Consider the following 17,518-nt stretch of genomic DNA (forward strand, 5'->3'; position numbering starts at 1 on the left):
ACCGGCCTTCGCCTCAAGGTCTGCATCCGGCGCACGAACCGTGGTGCATTGGCCGCACGCAGCCGCGCGGCCCTGCTGGCGTCATCGCCACGTCACGGGAATGCGCTGCAATCAGGCTCCCGCCTGATCTTTGCCCTTTCCATGCTGCTCCTGAGAACCGACAAGGCCCGCCTGGAACTGTCCCCCGGCGTGCGAACACTGAGCCTGCGAGAACGCTCCCTGCTGCTGCTGGCCGATGGCAGGCCGATGAAGGACCTGCAGGCCATGTACAACGGCATCGGCGCCCAGATCGTCGAGCAACTGATGCGCCAGGGTTACCTGGCCAGCCCCAGCACAGCGCCCGCGCCTTCCACTGCGCCGGCCGCCACGAACGAAGCCCCGGCACCCTCGAACGCCCTGCGTTCGCTGGCCGGTGCGCGCATGTACCTGTTCGACATTTGCGAGCGCATGTTCGCACGGCGCAATGCCGACCTGGCCCGTAATTTCCATGAAGCGCTGCGCGGTGCGCGCGACCGCGACAGCATGCTGGACGTGAGCGAGGCATTGCTGGACGAAATCACCTTGCTGGCCGGCCCCGAACGCGCTGCCGCCGTGCGCGAGCGCATGGAGCAGTTGCTGCCGGCGTGACCTGGAAAACGGGTGGCGCTTGGCGCAGTGCCTACAGCGCAGCCAGCCGCCAGAGCGAGGTGCGCTCGGCCGAGCGCGCGGCATGCAGCGGATCGGTAGCGTCCGCGGCTTTGGCATGGCGGGGCTGCACCTCGTGCCGGTCGACCACCCGCAGGCCTGCGCCGGCCACCCATTCGAGCAGTTGGTCACGCGAGCGCAAGCCCAGGTGCTCCGCCAGATCGGACAGGATCAGCCACCCTTCGCCGGCCGGCGTCAGGTGCGCCTTGAGGCCCGACAGAAAGCCGCGCAGCATGCGGCTATCTTCGTCATACACCGCATGCTCGATGGACGAGCTGGCACGCCCCGGCAGCCAGGGCGGGTTGCACACCACGAGCGGCGCCTGGCCCGCGGGAAAGAGATCGGCCTGCACCACCTCGACCTGGGCCGACAGGCCCAGCCGATGGACGTTGTCGCGGGCGCAGGCCAAAGCGCGGGGGTCCTGGTCGGTGGCCACGACGCGGTGCACGCCGCGCCGGGCCAGCACCGCCGCGAGCACGCCAGTTCCGGTGCCGATGTCGAAGGCCAGCTCCTTGGCCGGCAGCGGCGCCTGGGCCACCAGGTCCACATACTCCCCGCGCACTGGCGAGAACACGCCGTAATGCGGATGGATGCGGCGCGGTGCCTGGGGCGTGCCCAGGGCAGGAATCTCCACGCCCTTCTTGCGCCACTCGTGCGCACCCACCAGCCCCAGCATTTCGCGCAGCGACACCACGCAGGCGGTGCCGTCGGCCGGGCCCCAGGCCTCGGCGAATGCCTCTCGCCAATCGGGCGCACGGCGCAACGCGATGGTGCGGTCCCCCTCCACGGGCACGAGCAGCATGCCCAGCGTGCGCGCACGTTGCGCCTGGGCCTGCCGGTGCAGATGGAAGGCCTGGGCAGGGATCGTGCTCTCGGCGGCAGGGCTTGCGGCCTGCGCCTTGCGGCCGGCCTTGGCCCCTTTGGCCTTGGGCTTCTTGTCCGCGCGGCGCATGAGCGCCTGCAGCAGGTGCCGCGCGTTCTGGAAATCGCCGCGCCACAACAGGCCCGTGCCCTCGCACGCCAGCCGGTAGGCGGTGTCGGCCGCGAGCGTGTCGTCGGCCAGCACCACGCGCCGGGGCGCCGCAGCGTTGCTCTCGCTGCGCCAGGGCGCTGAGCGCTCCTCGCCGTGCTCGGTCCAGTGGATCATGAAGGGTGTGCGAAAAGGAAAGTCAGGGGAGGCGGCGGATCAGTTCAAGGGGCGCTTGAGGCGCACTTCCTCGATCTTCACACCGCCGACGACAGCGGTCTTGGCCGTGGACATTTCGCGCTTGAAGCCGGCCAGTTCATGAAAGCGCAGCGCGCGCTCATTGCGCAGCGGCACCCAGGCAGTGACGTTGGTGCAGCCCTCTTCCTGCAGGCCGTCGCGTGCGGCGTCCCAAAGAGCAACGCCCACGCCCTGGCTCCAGTGGGTCGGGGCGGCGTAGATGGCCCAGATTTCGCCGGTGGTGGGACGGGATTTTTCATCGCGCGAACGGTCGAAGCCGACGAAGCCGACGATCTTGTCGCCGTCCACGGCCACCTGGACCTGGGGCTCGCAATACTCGATGGCCTCGCGCCAGTAGGCTTGGCGCTTCTCGACCGAAGACAGGGATTTCAATTGGTCGTCAGGCAACAAGCCACGGTATACCTCGGCTGCGGAGACGGTATGGATCTGTGCAATGGCTTTGGCATCGCGAAGCGTGGCGGGACGGACCTGGATACTGGACATGGAAAAAACGGGACGAAAACAGGGGATGAAAAAACGAAAGGAGCGGCATTGTCGCCGCAAATGGTTTTTCCACTCCAGCCCCCGGCTGTCCCGGGCCCTGTGCGAAGGCCCCGTGGCGTCTAAAGCCAGCGGCGCAGCAGGCCCATGACGCGGTCGAAACGCGCGCCATACGGCGGGTAGAGCGCCGAGCCCATGGACCAGCGCGATTGCACCAGCACCGACTTCTGGTGGCAAAAGCGCAGAAAGCCCGCCTCGCCGTGGTAGGCGCCCCAGCCGCTGTCGCCGACCCCGCCGAACGGCAGGTTGTCGTGCGTGATGTGCATGAGCGTGTCGTTCACCGTGACGCCGCCGCTGACCGTGCGGCGCAGCACATCGTCGCGCACGGCTTCGTTGCGGCCGAACCAATACAACGCGAGCGGCCGCGGCCCGGCGTTGATGTGCGCGATGGCGTCGTCCAGCCGCTCGTAGCCCAGCACGGGCAGCACGGGGCCGAAGATCTCTTCCTGCATCACCTGCATGTTCAGGCTGGCGTTGAAGACCAGCACCGGCGGCATCTGCCGCCCCACCCCGTCGCCGATGCCTTGCGCGGGCGGTGGCGGGGAGCCGGGCACGGGTTCGAGCACCTGCACGTCAGCGCCTTGCGTCTGCGCCTGCTGCAGCATGGTGCGCAGGCGCGCCAGCTGCCGGGGGTTGATGACGGAGGCATAGTCGGGGTTGCCCTCGAAGTACGGAAAGAGCCGTGCCACGGCGGCGCGGTAGGCCTCGCCGAACGCGGCTTCGCGCCCGCGCGGCAGCAGCACATAGTCCGGCGCGATGCAGGTCTGGCCCGCGTTCAGCAGCTTGCCGTGCGCGATCTTGAGCGCGGCGTCCTGCAGGTCGCAGTCCGCATCGAGGATGCACGGGGACTTGCCGCCGAGCTCCAGCGTGGTGGGCGTCAGGTGCACGGCGGCGGCCTGGGCCACTTTGCGCCCCACGGCCGTGGAGCCGGTGAACACGAGGTGGTCGAACGGCAGCGAGGCGACCAGCGCCGCCACGGCGGCATCGCCCAGCACCACGCAGAACTCGTCGGGCGAAAAGAACTGCGAGACCAGCGAGGCCAGTTGCGCAGAGGTGTGGGGCGTGAGTTCGCTGGGCTTGATCATCACCCGGTTGCCCGCCGCGAGGGCGCCGATGGCCGGCGCCAGCGCCAGCTGCACGGGATAGTTCCAAGGCGCGATAACGCCCACCACGCCAAGCGGCTGCCGCTGCACCCAGGCATGCGCCGGCTGCAGGAACATCGGGGTGAAGACCTTGCGGGGCTTGGCCCAGCGGGCCAGGTGCCGCAGCGTGTGCGACAGCTGCGCACGCAGCACGAACAGATCGGCCACCTCGGTCAGGCGCGGCGACCGCATGCCGAAATCGGCCTGCACCGCCGCCGCGAGCACCGGACCGTGTTCGTCCAGCATCTTGCGCACCCGCAGCAGGCGCTCTCGGCGCACCAGCAGGGGCACGTCGGCATGGTCCCGGCTGGCACGCCGCTGGATTTCGAACTGGTGGCGGATATCGGCAGGGGTCATTCCACGCATCATAGGCAGCGCCCTTGCAACCGCCTGTAAATCCAGGTCTCCAAGTGCCTCATTCGGGGAAATAACCAGGAAACGCATACCCGGTGGCCACCGCCTCAAGCCGGACCGGGCGCGGTGCGCCCCCGGGGCGCGGCCCGGCACCGATGTCCCAGCACAAAGGCAGGCGAGCGGGCCACCAAGGCCGCCCTGCCGCGCCGTCGGATCAGGACACGTCGCGCGCCTGCACGTCGGTCACCTCACGCGCGCCGGGCAGTTCGCGCGAGCGCACCGCCGGCTCGGCGGGGCCGTCCGCCACCGGGCGGCCGCCCGGGGCAGCGGACCAGCGCGCCGTGCTGCGGTACACCGTGCTCCAGCCGGTGCGCGGGTCCATGCGCATGGCCCAGGGCGTCACGGGGCGGCCGGTCACTCGCGCCCAAAGAGCACGGGCGCCCCAGACCACCGCCAGCAAAGCGGCCACGGTCAGCAGGCTCAGGAAAAAGACCACGCCGACGGCCACCACGGCCAGGCGCACTATCCACCGGATCACCCCGGCTGCAAAATCGTTCAAACCACGTCCTTTCCTGAGAAGGCCCGGCTCAACCCTGTATCAGGGCCTCGCCGAAGCGGAACACGCCCGGATCGAGCACCGGGTCCACATCGACCGGAATCACGCTCTTGGGCGCAAACCGGCCTTCCAGCAGCAGCTTGGACAGCGGATTCTCCAGCCGCTGCTGGATCGCCCGCTTGAGCGGCCGCGCACCGAACACGGGATCGAATCCCACCTTGGCCAGCTCGGCCAGGGCCGTGTCGGACACCTGCAGGTGCAGGTCCATTTTCGCCAAACGCGCTTCGAGCAACTGCAACTGGATGCGTGCAATCGCTTCGATGTTCTTCGCATCCAGCGCGTGGAACACCACCGTCTCATCGATGCGGTTCAGGAATTCGGGTCGGAAATGGTTCTTGAGTTCCCCCCACACCGCTTCCTTGATGTCGTCCGAGTCCTGGCCCACCATCGCCTGGATGAGGTGCGAGCCGATGTTGCTCGTCATCACGATCACCGTGTTCTTGAAGTCCACGGTGCGGCCCTGGCCATCGGTCAGGCGGCCATCGTCCAGCACCTGCAGCAGCACGTTGAACACGTCGGGGTGGGCTTTTTCCACCTCGTCCAGCAGCAGCACGCTGTAGGGCTTGCGGCGCACGGCCTCGGTGAGGTAGCCGCCTTCTTCATAGCCCACGTAGCCGGGCGGCGCGCCGATCAGGCGGGCCACCGAGTGCTTTTCCATGAACTCGCTCATGTCGATGCGGATCAGGTGGTCTTCGCTGTCGAACAAAAAGCCCGCCAGCGCCTTGCACAGCTCGGTCTTGCCCACGCCCGTGGGGCCCAGGAACAGGAACGAGCCCGTGGGCCGGTTGGGGTCGGACAGGCCCGAGCGCGAGCGGCGGATGGCATTGGCGACCGCGGCAATGGCCTCGTCCTGGCCCACCACGCGCTCGTGCAGCTTGTCTTCCATCTGAAGGAGCTTGTCCTTCTCGCCCTGCATCATCTTGGCCACGGGGATGCCGGTGGCGCGGCTCACCACCTCCGCGATCTCCTCGGCGCCCACCTGGGTGCGCAGCAGGCGCGGCGCGCTGCCTGCGCCGTCCTTGCCGGCTTCCTTCGCCTGCGCTTCCTTGAGCTGCTTTTCCAGGTCGGGCAGCTTGCCGTACTGCAGCTCGGCCACCTTGTTGAAGTCGCCCTTGCGGGTGAACTCCTCGATCTGGAACTTGAGCTTGTCGATGGCCTCGCGCACGTGCGCGCTGCCTTGGGCCTGGGCCTTTTCGGACTGCCAGATCTCGTCGTAGTCGGCGATTTCCTTTTGCAGCCTGGCGATCTCTTCCTCGATCAGCGCGAAGCGCTTTTGCGAGGATTCGTCCTTCTCGCGGCGCACGGCCTCGCGCTCGATCTGCAGCTGGATCAGCCGCCGGTCGAGCCTGTCCATGACCTCGGGCTTGGAGTCCATCTCGATCTTGATCTTGGACGCGGCCTCGTCAATGAGATCGATGGCCTTGTCGGGCAGGAAGCGGTCGGTGATGTAGCGGTGCGACAGCTCGGCCGCGGCCACGATGGCCGGGTCGGTGATGTCCACGCCATGGTGCACCTCGTACTTTTCCTGCAGGCCGCGCAGGATGGCGATGGTGGCCTCGACCGTGGGCTCGCCCACGAGGATCTTCTGGAAGCGCCGCTCCAGGGCCGCATCCTTTTCGATGTACTTGCGGTATTCGTCGAGCGTGGTCGCGCCCACGCAGTGCAGCTCGCCACGCGCCAGCGCCGGCTTGAGCATGTTGCCCGCATCCATGGCGCCTTCGCCCTTGCCGGCGCCGACCATGGTATGCAGCTCATCGATGAAGACGATGGTCTGGCCCTCGTCCTTGGCCAGCTCGTTCAGCACGCTCTTCAGGCGCTCCTCGAACTCGCCGCGGTACTTGGCGCCGGCCAGCAGGGCCGCCATGTCCAGCGACAGCACGCGCTTGCCCTTGAGCGATTCCGGCACCTCGCCGGCCACGATGCGCTGGGCCAGGCCCTCCACGATGGCGGTCTTGCCCACGCCGGGCTCGCCGATCAGCACGGGGTTGTTCTTGGTGCGGCGCTGCAGCACCTGGATGGCGCGGCGGATCTCGTCGTCGCGGCCGATCACGGGGTCGAGCTTGCCGATGCGGGCGCGCTCGGTCAGGTCCAGGCAGTACTTGGCGAGGGCGCCGCGCTGGCCTTCGGCCTCGGCGCTGTCCACCTTCTGGCCGCCGCGCACGGCGTCGATGGCGGCCTCCAGGCTCTTGCGGGTCAGGCCGTTGTCCTTGGCGATCTGGGCGGCGTCACCCTTGCTGTCCACCAGCGCGAGCAGGAACAGCTCGCTGGCGATGAACTGGTCGCCGCGCTTGATGGCCTCCTTCTCGGTCGCCTGCAGCACGCGGCCCAGCTCGGGGCCGCCCTGCACCTGGTCCTGCCCGTGCACCTGGGGAAGGCGCTTGACCGCGGCCTCGGCCGCGGACAGCAGCCCCGGCACGTTGGCGCCGGCGCGCTGCAGCAGTGCCCGCGGACCGTCTTCCTGGCGCAGCATGGCGACCAGCATGTGCACGGGTTCGATGTAGGCGTTGTCGTTGCCCAGCGCCAGCGACTGCGCGTCGCTCAGGGCTTCCTGGAACTTGGTGGTGAATTTGTCGAGACGCATGGTTGAAATGTCCTCCGAATTGCAACGCAGTTGGGGGAGGTGGAGGCACATTTCAAGCGCGCGCCCCACAGCAGGCCATGCGCCAGATCAAATTCAGGCAGGCATCTCAAAAAATGCCAAATGCTCACTTATCGATAGCAAAACGCCCTAGTTGAATATGCGGCGAAGGCCTTTTTTACCCCAAACCCTGATCCGCATTGGGAAGGGCCGCGATGCCCCAGCGCGCCAGCGCGGCGTCGTCGCTCACCCGGGCATCGACCCAGCGCGCGCCCTGGGGCGTGACCTCCTTCTTCCAGAACGGCGCCTGGGTCTTGAGGTAGTCCATCAGGAACTCGCAGGCCTGAAAGCCCTGGCCCCGGTGGGCCGAGGTCACCGCCACCAGCACGATCTGGTCCTGCGGCTGCAGCAGCCCCACGCGGTGCACCACGCGGGCGCCGAACAGCTCGAAGCGGCGCAGCGCCTCGTCCACCATGGCCTCGATGGACTTCTCGGTCATGCCGGGGTAATGCTCCAGTTCCATCGATGCGACGGCGTCGCCGGCATTGTGGTCGCGCACGGTGCCCACGAAGCAGCACACCGCGCCCACCCGCGCATCGCCCGCGCGCAGGGCCGCCAGTTCGGCGGACACGTCGAAGTCGGCCGCCTGGACGGCCACGCGGGCCGGGGCGGTGGGGCGTGGAGCGGGAACGGGGTTCATGGCCGCTGCGAAAGGGATCTGGCGCCGGTGCGGCTCATGGCGAGCGGTGCAGGCGCGGGGCGGAGAGCAACCCGCGCTCTTCCTCGATGATCTGGTCGAGCTGGCGCCGCGCGGGGGAAGCCGGCACGCGCGCCAGCATGGCCTGCAGCCGCACCACGTCGTTCACCGACGGCGCGACCTTCACCTGGGCGATGGCGGCCTGGGTGTTGCCGCCCTGGATGAGGGCGAAGACCTTGCCGGCCCACTCGTCTTTGTCTCTCGAATTGCGTGCCATGCGGCGGTGTCCTTGTGCGTGCGTTCGCAAACCGCGATTGTCACGGAAACCGCCGGGCCGCTGGAGCCGGCCGGGAAAAGAGCGCCTTTGCTAAAGTGGCCGGCTTGCCAGGCATGCCGCCGCGCCCGCCTCTTGCGCCTCGCACCGCTGCCACTCCCCCTTCGCTCTCCTTTCCGCATGGCCACCCAGACCGTCACCACCGACCGCTACAAGCTCTTTCCGTCACCGCGCAACCAGCACCGCGTGGTGTTCGAGCACGAGGTCTTCCAGCCCCACCCCTACGCGCTGATCGACCTGCCCAGCTACGACCTGCGGGGCCGCTACAGCCTGTTCGCGGCCCACCGCCTGGCGGACGGCAAGATGGGCCAGCTCGCCACGTTCGAGCTGGCCGAGGATGCCGAGCGGTTCGCGCGCCTGTTCACACCCGACTGAGCCGCATCCGCCATGCACTACGAGAACCAGATCCACGTCCCGCCCTCGTTCCTGGCGGTGTACAGCGACGCCCGCCAGCGCCTGTCCGAGCCGGTCGCCGTGGTGCGCGAGCGCTACGAACTGTGCGAAGACCTGGCCAGCCATCTGGTGGAGCAGGCGCAGACGCTCTACCACGTGCAGGCCCCGTCGGAGGCCGAGATCCTGCTGCGCATCCATGCCGGGCTGGCCACGCCCGGCTCCGGCGTGGCGCCGTCCGAGGCGCGCTGGATCACGCTGCGCCTGGCCGAACTGCTGAACTGGCGCTGCCCGGAACTGCCGCCCCCTTCGGACGAGGTTCCGCAGGGCGACGCCCCTGCGCCCTAGCCCCGCCACCCAGCGCGAGGGCACCGGCAGCGGCGCGACGAAGGGCCTGTACCGGCGCATCCTGGCTATACTGCCCCCCATGCCTTCGCACACCCCCTCGCCTTCGCGGACCCTCCGGTCCGTGGCGGCGTGCGCAGGCAAAGCCAAAAAACCCCAGCTCATCTGACCGGAGCTGCGGTTCCGTCCGGATGAGCGACGGAACCGCGCGGCAGGCACCCTCTCCCCTTTTTTCTCTTTTGAACGCCTGCCGCTTTGCCGGTCGGCGCACGCATCCCTGGACGGCTCCCTCGGTCGTTGCCTGAAAGGATGTTCCCGTGCGTTCACATTCCACCCCTTCCCATGCCACCACCCGCCCTGCCACCCCGCGGGCCCGTGGCGATTTCTCCGGCCTCTGGATTCCCCTCGTCACCCCGTTTCGCCAAGGCGCCGTGGACCATGCCGCCCTGAAGGCCCTCGTGCAGCGGCTGCGCGGCACGGGCATCGCGGGGTTCATGGCCTGCGGCTCCACCGCCGAAGCCGGGGCGCTGGACACGCCGGAGCAGGACGCCGTGCTGGCCACGGTGCTCGCGCACGCGGGCGGCCTGCCGGTGGTGATGGGCGTGTCGGGCTGCCACATGGGCCAGGTGCTGGCGCGGGTGCGCAGCCTGGCCCCGCAGCCGCTCGCGGGGCTGTTGGTGTCAGCGCCGCATTCCATCCGGCCGTCGCAGGCCGGGCTGCAGCAGTGGTTCGAGGCGATCGCCGACGCCAGCGCGGTCCCGCTCATCGTCTACGACATTCCCTACCGCACCGGCGCCACGCTCGACCTGGCCACCTTGCGCGGCCTGGCGGCGCACCCGAACCTCCGCGCCGTGAAGGATTGCGGCGGCAGCCCGGCGAAGACGCAGGCGCTCATCGCAGACGGCACGCTGCAAATGCTGGCGGGCGAGGACGCCCAGGCATTCACCACCGTCGCGCTCGGGGGCGCCGGGGCCATCGCCGCGAGCGCGCACTGGCAGACGGCCGAATGGGTGGCCTGCCTGAATGCCGTCGCGGCCGGGGACCTGGTGCAGGCGCGCGGGCTCTGGCAGCGGATTCTTCCGTGGGTGGAGCGTTTCTTCGCCGAGCCCAACCCCGCCCCCATCAAGGCCCTGCTGGCCGCGCAGGGCGAGATGGCGGACGAGCTGCGCGCGCCGATGACGTCGGCCTCGCCGGCACTGGTACAGCGGCTGCAACAGGCCCTGGCGGCCCTGCCGCGCGGCGAGCCGGCCGTCATCGCACCCCAGGGCGCCTAAGAACCTGCGAGAGACGGCCCCCAGGCCGCCGCCATCAAGGCGGCGGCACCCCTTCGGCCCGTGCCGTCGGGGGTTCGGATTCGCCGGGGCCGCCGGGCGCGGCAGGCGTGCCCTGGTGGAAGCGCATCTGCCACCCGCGCGCAGACCGCTCCCACACCGAGGTGCGCAGCGTCCACCGCTCCAGGGTTCCGTCGTCCAACCGCTGCGCCGATCGGTACGTGAGCAGCGCGGCGAATTCACCGAGACGCCGGACCTCGAAGCGGTCCGCGACCACCACGGCATGCTGCGCCTGGGCAGGCAGTTGCGACAGGAGGTCCGCCTTGGTGTAGACCGTGCCGGAGCGGCCGAACTCGCGGAAGTCGTCGTGCAGCAGCGCGTCCAGCCGGGCGGCGTCCTGGCGCGCGGCCGGCCGGTGCAACTCCACCTCCAGGGCCTGCAGCAACGGCAAAAGGGGCGCGTCGGAAGCAGGCATCGAAAAAGGGCGCGTCAGGCCACGGGCGCGCCGGCCTTCAGCCGCCCGTGACGGGTGGAAAGAACGCCACTTCCGCCCCATCGGCCAGCGCCGCGGATTCGTCGCTCAGCGTCTGGTCGAGCGCCATGCGCACCGCGCGGCCGCGGCCCAGGCTGTGCGCCCAGGGCCCGCCGCGCGCGATCAGCTCGTCGCGCAGCGCGCCCAGCGTGGCCGCCTGCGTCGCCAGGCGTTCGCTGCCCTGCCCCACGGCCTCGCGGATCGCGGCGAAGTAGCGCACGGTGACGGTGCGGCTCATGACTGCAGCTCCGCCCAGGGAATGAAGCGCACGGTATCGCCCCGCGCGATGGTCTGGCCGGCCGGGGTGTCCACCACGCCGTCGCCCCAGGCGACCGACGTGAGCACGCCCGATCCCTGGTGGGGAAACAGGTCCAGCCCGCCCGCCGCATTGCGCCGCACGCGCAGGAACTCGCGGCGCCGGTCCGCGCGCGGCCAGTCGAAGTCGGCCGTGGCCGCCACGCTCTGCGGGGCGACGGCCTGCACGCCCTGCAGCCGCAGCAGGAACGGGCGCACCAGCAGCGCGAAGGTCATGAAGCTCGATACCGGGTTGCCCGGCAGCCCCATGAAGTGCGCCGCGCCGATGCGGCCATGGGCGAAGGGCTTGCCGGGCTTCATGGCGATCTGCCACAGGTCCAGCCGGCCCAGGGCCTCGACGGCGGGCTTGACGTGGTCTTCCTCGCCCACCGACACGCCGCCGCTGGTCAGGATCAGGTCGTGCTCCAGGCTGGCGCCACGCAGCGCCTCCAGCGTGGCCTCGCGCCGGTCCGGCACGATGCCCAGGTCGGTCACCGCGCAGCCCAGGCGGCGCAGCAGCCCCCGAAGGAAGAACCGGTTGCTGTTGTAGATGGCGCCGGGCGGCATGCGGGCCGGGTCCACCTCGCCGGGCATGACGAGTTCGTCGCCGGTCGAAAACAGCGCCACGCGCGGGCGCCGCGCCACGGTGAGCCGCGCTAGGCCGATGCTCGCGGCCAGCCCCAGCGCGGCCGGCGTGAGCCGCGTGCCCGCGGCCAGCACCTCGGCCCCGAGCGCGATGTCCTCGCCCGCGCGGCGAATCCAGTGGTCGGCGGCGGGCACGGCATCGATCTGCACGCGGTCGCCCTCCAGCGCCTGGCAGTCTTCCTGCATCACGATCGCATCGGCCCCGGGCGGCACCGGCGCGCCCGTGAAGATGCGCGCCGCCGTGCCCGCGGCCAGCGGCAGGCCCGCGCTGCCGGCCGCGATGCGCTGCGACACGGGCAGCTGCGCCCCGGCAGCGGCCAGGTCGGCCCGGCGCACGGCATAGCCGTCCATGGCGCTGTTGTCATGGGGCGGCACCTGCAGCGGCGAGGCGGCCGCCACGGCCAGCACGCGGCCATCGGCCTCGAACGTGTCCACCGTGTCGGTGCCGGCCAGCGGCACGGCATGGGCCAGCAGGTCGGCCAGCGCCTCGTCCAGGGGCTTCATCGGGGGGCGGGCGGCAGCGGGCATTCAGCGGACTCCAGGCGGTGGCGGAACATAGTGAAAGCGTGGACCCTGGGCGATCAGCCAGTCGGCCAGGGCATCGACCGGGCCGGCCCAGCCATCGAAGACAGGCAGCCCGGTGGGCACGGGCAGGCGGGCGGGGGCATCGGTCACCACGGCGACGACGAACGGGTCCTGCGGATAGCGCACGCTGCGCTCGGTGTCATCGGGCGACGGCGAGCGCCACACCTCCACCTTGGGCAGATCGCCCTCCTTGAAGCCCTCCACCAGGGCCCAGTCCACCCGGTTGTCCAGCTCGGCCAGCAGGCCGTGCACGTCGGGCTCGGTGGGCTGGGCGAACTCGCGCATCAGCACCATCCGTCGGTCCGAAGCCGCCACCACCTCGAACGCCCCGGCCTCGCGGTGGCGCCAGGTGTCCTTGCCGGGGTGATCGACGTCGAACCGGTGGTGCGCGTGCTTGACCACCGACACGCGCTGCCCGCGCTGGCCCAGCGCCGGAATGAGCCGCTCGATCAGCGTGGTCTTGCCGCTGCCCGAGAACCCGGCAAAGCCCACCACCTTCATTGCGACCTCCTGGGATTTGCTATTAATTCAATAGCAAAAGGGACAATAAGCACTAGGGCATCGGCCCGATTCGGCACAAAACCCGCCTGGAAGAACTCAGGCGCAGTGGCGGCTGATGTAGGCCTTGACCAGCACCACGTCGGCCGGCATGACCTGCACACGCTTGGGCAGCGCCTCGATGCCCTCGAACTTGGCCGGCCGCTCGGGCGGTTGGCCCAGCGCCTCGAAGATGGTCTCGGCGAACTTGATCGGCAGCGCGGTTTCCAGTACCAGCATCGGCACGCCGGGACGGATGTGCTCGCGCGCCACCTTCACGCCGTCGGCGGTGTGGGTGTCGATCGTCACGCCGAAACGCTGGAACGTGTCGCGGATGGTCGCGATGCGGTCTGCGTGCGTGCTCTTGCCGCTCACGAAGCCGTAGCGCCCCGCCGCCTCGGCAAACGCGGGATCGCCGCTCAGGTCGAACGCGCCGTCCCGGGCCAGGGCCTCACCGAACAGCGCCTGTGTGCGGGCGCCGTCGCGGCCGAGCAGGTCGAACACGAAGCGCTCGAAGTTGCTCGCCTTGCTGATGTCCATGGACGGGCTGGAGGTCTCGTGCGTGTCGGCGCTGCCGCGCACGCGGTACACGCCCGTGCGGAAGAACTCGTCCAGCACGTCGTTCTCGTTCGTCGCCACCACCAGCTGGTCGATCGGCAGGCCCATCATGCGCGCCACGTGGCCCGCGCAGACGTTGCCGAAGTTGCCCGACGGCACGGTGAAGCTCACCTTCTGGTCGTTGGTGTCGGTGGCCTGCACGTAGCCGGCGAAGTAATACACCACCTGCGCCAGCAGGCGCGCCCAGTTGATCGAATTGACCGTGCCGATCTTGTACTGGCGCTTGAAGGCCAGGTCGTTGCTCACGGCCTTGACGATGTCCTGGCAATCGTCGAACACGCCCTCGATGGCGAGGTTGTGGATGTTCTCGTCCTGCAGGCTGAACATCTGCGCCTGCTGGAACGCGCTCATGCGGCCGTGCGGGCTGGTCATGAACACGCGCACGCCCTGCTTGCCCTTCATGGCGTATTCGGCGGCGCTGCCGGTGTCGCCGCTGGTCGCGCCCAGGATGTTGATCGTCTCGCCGCGGCGCGCCAGTTCGTATTCGAACAGGTTGCCCAGCAGCTGCATCGCCATGTCCTTGAAGGCCAGCGTGGGGCCGTTGGACAGGGCTTCGAGCCACAGGCTGTTTTCCAGGTGGCGCAGCGGCACGATCTCGCCGGTGCCGAACACTTCGGCCGTGTACGTCTTCTCGCACAGGCGCTTGAGATCCGCCGCGGGAATGTCGTCGATGTAGAGCGACAGGATCTGGAAGGCCAGTTCCGCGTAGCCCTGCTCGTGGTACGCCTTGCGCAGGCGGGTGAGCGCCGCGTCGTCGATCTGCGGGTAGCGCTCGGGCAGGTACAGGCCGCCATCGGGCGCCAGGCCCTCCAGCAGGATGTCGCAGAAATGCTTGCGGTCGGCGTGGCCGCGGGTCGAGACGTACAGCATCAGTTCAGCTCCTCCTTGCGGATGCGCGTAATGGGGCCCAGCACCGTGGGCAGCGCCTGCATCTGCGCGATGGCGTCGTTCATCGTGCCCTCGCGCGTGTCGTGCGTGAGGATGATGAGGTCGGTCTGCGTGGAACCCTCGCCGCCCACCTCGTCGGCTTCGCGCTGCAGCACCGCGTCGATGCTGATGCCGGCCGTGGCGAGCAGGCCCGTGACCTTGGCCAGCACGCCGGCCTCGTCGGCCACGCGCAGGCGCAGGTAATAGCTGGTGACGACCTCGCTCATGGGCAGCACGGGCAGCGTGCCCATGGCCTGGTCGAGCGTGTGCGACTGGAAGGCCAGGTGCGGCACGCGGTGCTCGGGGTCGGCCGAGGCCAGGCGGGCGATGTCCACCAGGTCGGCGATCACGGCGCTGGCCGTGGGCTCGCTGCCGGCGCCCTTGCCGTAGTAGAGCGTGGTGCCCACGGCATCGCCCTGCACCACCACGGCGTTCATGGCGCCTTCCACGTTGGCGATCAGGCGCTTGGCGGGCACCAGCGTGGGGTGCACGCGCAGCTCCACGCCGTCGGTCTGGCCGGAGGCCGCGCCCGCGCCGGAGCGGCGCTTGGCGATGCCCAGCAGCTTGATGCGGTAGCCCAGTTGCTCGGCGTAGCGGATGTCGGCCGCGCCGAGCTTGGTGATGCCTTCCACGTAGGCCTTGTCGAACTGCACCGGGATGCCGAAGGCGATGGCCGACATGATGGTGGCCTTGTGCGCGGCGTCCACGCCTTCGATGTCGAAGGTCGGATCGGCCTCGGCATAGCCCAGTCGCTGCGCCTCTTTCAGCACCACGTCGAAATCCAGGCCCTTGTCGCGCATCTCGGACAGGATGAAGTTGGTGGTGCCGTTGATGATGCCGGCGATCCACTGAATGCGGTTGGCGGTGAGCCCCTCGCGCAGCGCCTTGATGATCGGGATGCCCCCGGCCACGGCGGCCTCGAAGGCCACCATCACGCCCTTGGCCGATGCGGCCGCGAAGATCTCGGTGCCGTGCACGGCCAGCAACGCCTTGTTGGCGGTGACCACGTGCTTGCCGGCGGCAATCGCCTCCAGCACCAGGGCCTTGGCGATGCCGTAGCCGCCGATCAGCTCGACCACGATGTCGATGTCGGGGTTGGCGATGACGGCGCGCGCATCGCTCACCACCTGGGCGGTGTCGCCCACGACGGTCCTGGCGCGGGCCGCGTCGAGGTCGGCCACCATGGCGATCTCGATGCCACGGCCGGCGCGGCGGCGGATTTCCTCCTGGTTGCGTTGCAGCACGTTGAAGACGCCGCTGCCGACGGTGCCAATGCCCAGCAGGCCCACTTGGATCGGTTTCATGATCGAATTACCAGTCAAATTGCACTGCAGCGCTAGTTGAATATGCGCTGACAGCTATGAAAATAGGAGTAAAAAATCAGGCGGTGCCATGCTGCTGCCGGTACCGGGCGAGGAAATCCGCCAGGCGGCCGATGGCCACGCGCAGGTCGTCCTCGTGCGGCAGGAACACGATGCGGAAGTGCTGTTGGTCGGGGTAATTGAAGCCCGAGCCCTGCACCAGCATCACGCGCGTGGCGCGCAACACCTCCATGAAGAATTGGCGGTCGTCGGCGATGGGGTACATCGCGGGGTCTAGGCGGGGGAACATGTAGAGCGCCGCCTTGGGTTTCACGCAGCTCACGCCCGGGATCGCCGAGATGAGTTCATAGGCCAGGTCGCGCTGGCGCCGCAGGCGCCCGCCTTCCCGGACCAGGTCGTTGATGCTCTGGTAGCCGCCCAGCGCCGTCTGGATGGCCCACTGGCCGGGCACGTTGGAGCCCAGCTTGATGTTGGCGAGCATGTTGATGCCCTCGATGTAATCGCGGGCCACCTCCTTGTTGCCCGAGATCACCATCCAGCCCGCGCGGTAGCCGCACGAGCGGTAGGCCTTGGAGAGCGAGTTGAAGGTCAGCGTGAGCACGTCGGTGGACAGGCTGGCCAGCGCCGTGTGCGTGACGCCGTCGTACAGCACCTTGTCGTACACCTCGTCGGCCAGCAGCACCAGGCCGTGCTCGCGGGCGATCTGCACCAGGGCCTTGAGCAGCTCGTCGGAGTACATCGCGCCCGTGGGGTTGTTGGGGTTGATGACCACCAGCCCCTTGGTCCGCGGCGTGATCTTGGCGCGGATGTCGTCCAGGTTAGGCATCCAGCCATTGGCCTCGTCGCACAGGTAGTGCACGGGCTTGCCGCCCGACAGGCTGGCGACGGCGGTCCACAGGGGGTAGTCGGGCGCGGGCACCAGCAGTTCGTCGCCGTCGTCGAGCAGCGCGTTGGTGGCCATGCCGATCAGGTCGCTCGCGCCGTTGCCCAGGTAGATGTCGTCGAGCGTCACGCCCGCCACGCCCTGCTGCTGGCTGTAGTGCATCACCGCCTTGCGCGCGCCGAAGATGCCCTTGCTGTCCGAATAACCCGCCGAGTTGGGCAGGTTGCGGATCATGTCCTGCTGGATTTCCTCGGGGGCGTCAAAGCCGAACGGCGCGAGGTTGCCGATGTTCAGCTTGATGATCTTCTGCCCCTCGTCCTCCATCTGCTTGGCCGCGTCCACGATCGGGCCCCGGACATCGTAGAGAACGTTATTGAGCTTCGCGGATTTGTGGATGGTCTTCATGCGCTGGCGAAAAAAGGACGGGAGCCGGACACGGGGGGACTCAGAGACCCGCCAGGAGGCATTGCCTCTGTGGCGAAACCTATAATTTGACCACAGTTCCCGCAGCGCGCCGGGGCCTTTGGCCCCTTGCAGCGCCCCCTTTTCCCGAACGGGCTCCCGCCCCCAACGCATGAAATTCCAGCCCGACCGCTCCGAAACGCAGACCATCAGCGCCTACGGCCCCGGCTGGATCGGCGTGGACGGCGAAAAGCTCACGACGAGCGTGATCCTCGGCTCGCGCGGGCTGCGCCAGGCGTGGGACTGCACGCGCTTCGAAGACCTGACGCGGGCGCACTTCGCACAACTGGCCGGGCTCGATGCGGAACTCATCCTTTTCGGCAGCGGCACGCGCAACCGCTTTCCGCCGCCCGCCTGGCTGCAGCCGCTGATGGCCAAGCGCATGGGGCTGGAGACCATGGACACCCCGGCGGCCTGCCGCACCTACAACATCCTGGCGGGCGAGGGGCGCAACGTGGTCGCCGCCCTGCTGCTGGAGCCTTGACCGCCAGTTGTGTACTTTGGTTACAGACTGCAGGGCCTGAAAGAGTGCGAAAG

Annotated in this window: 19 protein-coding genes; 5 read left to right on the forward strand and 14 right to left on the reverse strand. The window is 69.0% G+C overall.

The genetic code is table 11. The annotated features are described in order from the left end of the window. Positions 1–141 precede the first annotated feature (141 nt). Positions 142–627 carry a hypothetical protein gene (locus AVMA1855_RS01030; RefSeq protein WP_284424258.1) on the forward strand — a complete coding sequence of 162 codons (486 nt, stop codon included), beginning with the start codon at positions 142–144 and terminating at the stop codon, positions 625–627. A 31-nt stretch (positions 628–658) separates the two neighbouring features. Here AVMA1855_RS01030 and AVMA1855_RS01035 read toward each other — a convergent pair whose 3' ends face one another. The 7 genes from AVMA1855_RS01035 to AVMA1855_RS01065 form a co-directional block, all read right to left on the reverse strand. Beyond that, positions 659–1,831, reverse strand: coding sequence for a methyltransferase (locus tag AVMA1855_RS01035; protein ID WP_284424259.1), 1,173 nt, complete (start codon positions 1,829–1,831; stop codon positions 659–661). Between the two features lie 39 nt (positions 1,832–1,870). After that, positions 1,871–2,392, reverse strand: a complete 522-nt coding sequence (locus AVMA1855_RS01040) for a GNAT family N-acetyltransferase (RefSeq protein WP_092744242.1) — start codon at positions 2,390–2,392, stop codon at positions 1,871–1,873. A gap of 119 nt (positions 2,393–2,511) precedes the next feature. After that, entirely contained in the window at positions 2,512–3,948 is a 1,437-nt protein-coding gene (locus tag AVMA1855_RS01045) for a coniferyl aldehyde dehydrogenase (RefSeq protein ID WP_284424260.1), read from the reverse strand. Positions 3,949–4,159: 211 nt separating this feature from the next. Further along, entirely contained in the window at positions 4,160–4,504 is a 345-nt protein-coding gene (locus AVMA1855_RS01050; RefSeq protein WP_284424261.1) for a hypothetical protein, read from the reverse strand. Between the two features lie 28 nt (positions 4,505–4,532). After that, entirely contained in the window at positions 4,533–7,142 is a 2,610-nt protein-coding gene (clpB, locus tag AVMA1855_RS01055) for an ATP-dependent chaperone ClpB (RefSeq protein ID WP_284424262.1), read from the reverse strand. Between the two features lie 175 nt (positions 7,143–7,317). After that, entirely contained in the window at positions 7,318–7,839 is a 522-nt protein-coding gene (gene moaE, locus AVMA1855_RS01060) for a molybdopterin synthase catalytic subunit MoaE (protein ID WP_284424263.1), read from the reverse strand. Positions 7,840–7,873: 34 nt separating this feature from the next. Further along, complete coding sequence (locus tag AVMA1855_RS01065) at positions 7,874–8,113, reverse strand: hypothetical protein (RefSeq protein ID WP_272567946.1); 240 nt, start codon at positions 8,111–8,113, stop codon at positions 7,874–7,876. A 177-nt stretch (positions 8,114–8,290) separates the two neighbouring features. Between AVMA1855_RS01065 and AVMA1855_RS01070 the strand changes: the two genes are divergently transcribed. The 3 genes from AVMA1855_RS01070 (at position 8,291) to AVMA1855_RS01080 (ending at position 10,179) form a co-directional block, all read left to right on the forward strand. After that, a complete protein-coding gene (locus AVMA1855_RS01070) occupies positions 8,291–8,545 on the forward strand; it encodes a hypothetical protein (protein ID WP_272567945.1) in 255 nt (84 codons plus the stop codon). A 12-nt stretch (positions 8,546–8,557) separates the two neighbouring features. Then, a complete protein-coding gene (locus AVMA1855_RS01075; RefSeq protein WP_284424264.1) occupies positions 8,558–8,908 on the forward strand; it encodes a hypothetical protein in 351 nt (116 codons plus the stop codon). Positions 8,909–9,222: 314 nt separating this feature from the next. Beyond that, positions 9,223–10,179, forward strand: a complete 957-nt coding sequence (locus tag AVMA1855_RS01080) for a dihydrodipicolinate synthase family protein (RefSeq protein ID WP_284424265.1) — start codon at positions 9,223–9,225, stop codon at positions 10,177–10,179. A 34-nt stretch (positions 10,180–10,213) separates the two neighbouring features. Here AVMA1855_RS01080 and AVMA1855_RS01085 read toward each other — a convergent pair whose 3' ends face one another. From AVMA1855_RS01085 to AVMA1855_RS01115, 7 genes are all read right to left on the reverse strand, one after another. Further along, on the reverse strand, positions 10,214–10,651 hold the full coding sequence (locus tag AVMA1855_RS01085; protein WP_284424266.1) for a nuclear transport factor 2 family protein: 438 nt from the start codon (positions 10,649–10,651) through the stop codon (positions 10,214–10,216). Positions 10,652–10,688: 37 nt separating this feature from the next. Beyond that, positions 10,689–10,946 carry a molybdopterin converting factor subunit 1 gene (gene moaD, locus AVMA1855_RS01090; RefSeq protein ID WP_272551613.1) on the reverse strand — a complete coding sequence of 86 codons (258 nt, stop codon included), beginning with the start codon at positions 10,944–10,946 and terminating at the stop codon, positions 10,689–10,691. After that, positions 10,943–12,175, reverse strand: a complete 1,233-nt coding sequence (locus tag AVMA1855_RS01095) for a molybdopterin molybdotransferase MoeA (protein WP_284424267.1) — start codon at positions 12,173–12,175, stop codon at positions 10,943–10,945. The genes moaD and AVMA1855_RS01095 overlap by 4 nt, the downstream gene beginning before the upstream one ends. Further along, positions 12,176–12,733 carry a molybdopterin-guanine dinucleotide biosynthesis protein B gene (gene mobB / locus AVMA1855_RS01100; RefSeq protein ID WP_284424268.1) on the reverse strand — a complete coding sequence of 186 codons (558 nt, stop codon included), beginning with the start codon at positions 12,731–12,733 and terminating at the stop codon, positions 12,176–12,178. Between the two features lie 96 nt (positions 12,734–12,829). Beyond that, positions 12,830–14,257, reverse strand: coding sequence for a threonine synthase (thrC, locus tag AVMA1855_RS01105; protein ID WP_284424269.1), 1,428 nt, complete (start codon positions 14,255–14,257; stop codon positions 12,830–12,832). Then, positions 14,257–15,618, reverse strand: a complete 1,362-nt coding sequence (locus tag AVMA1855_RS01110; RefSeq protein WP_272567932.1) for a homoserine dehydrogenase — start codon at positions 15,616–15,618, stop codon at positions 14,257–14,259. Before AVMA1855_RS01110 ends, thrC begins: the two co-directional genes overlap by 1 nt. A gap of 76 nt (positions 15,619–15,694) precedes the next feature. Further along, on the reverse strand, positions 15,695–16,924 hold the full coding sequence (locus AVMA1855_RS01115; protein ID WP_284424270.1) for a pyridoxal phosphate-dependent aminotransferase: 1,230 nt from the start codon (positions 16,922–16,924) through the stop codon (positions 15,695–15,697). A gap of 169 nt (positions 16,925–17,093) precedes the next feature. Between AVMA1855_RS01115 and AVMA1855_RS01120 the strand changes: the two genes are divergently transcribed. Then, a complete protein-coding gene (locus AVMA1855_RS01120; RefSeq protein ID WP_284424271.1) occupies positions 17,094–17,465 on the forward strand; it encodes an Mth938-like domain-containing protein in 372 nt (123 codons plus the stop codon). Positions 17,466–17,518 lie beyond the last annotated feature (53 nt).

Source organism: Acidovorax sp. SUPP1855 (assembly GCF_030158955.1).
GTDB lineage: Bacteria > Pseudomonadota > Gammaproteobacteria > Burkholderiales > Burkholderiaceae_C > Paracidovorax.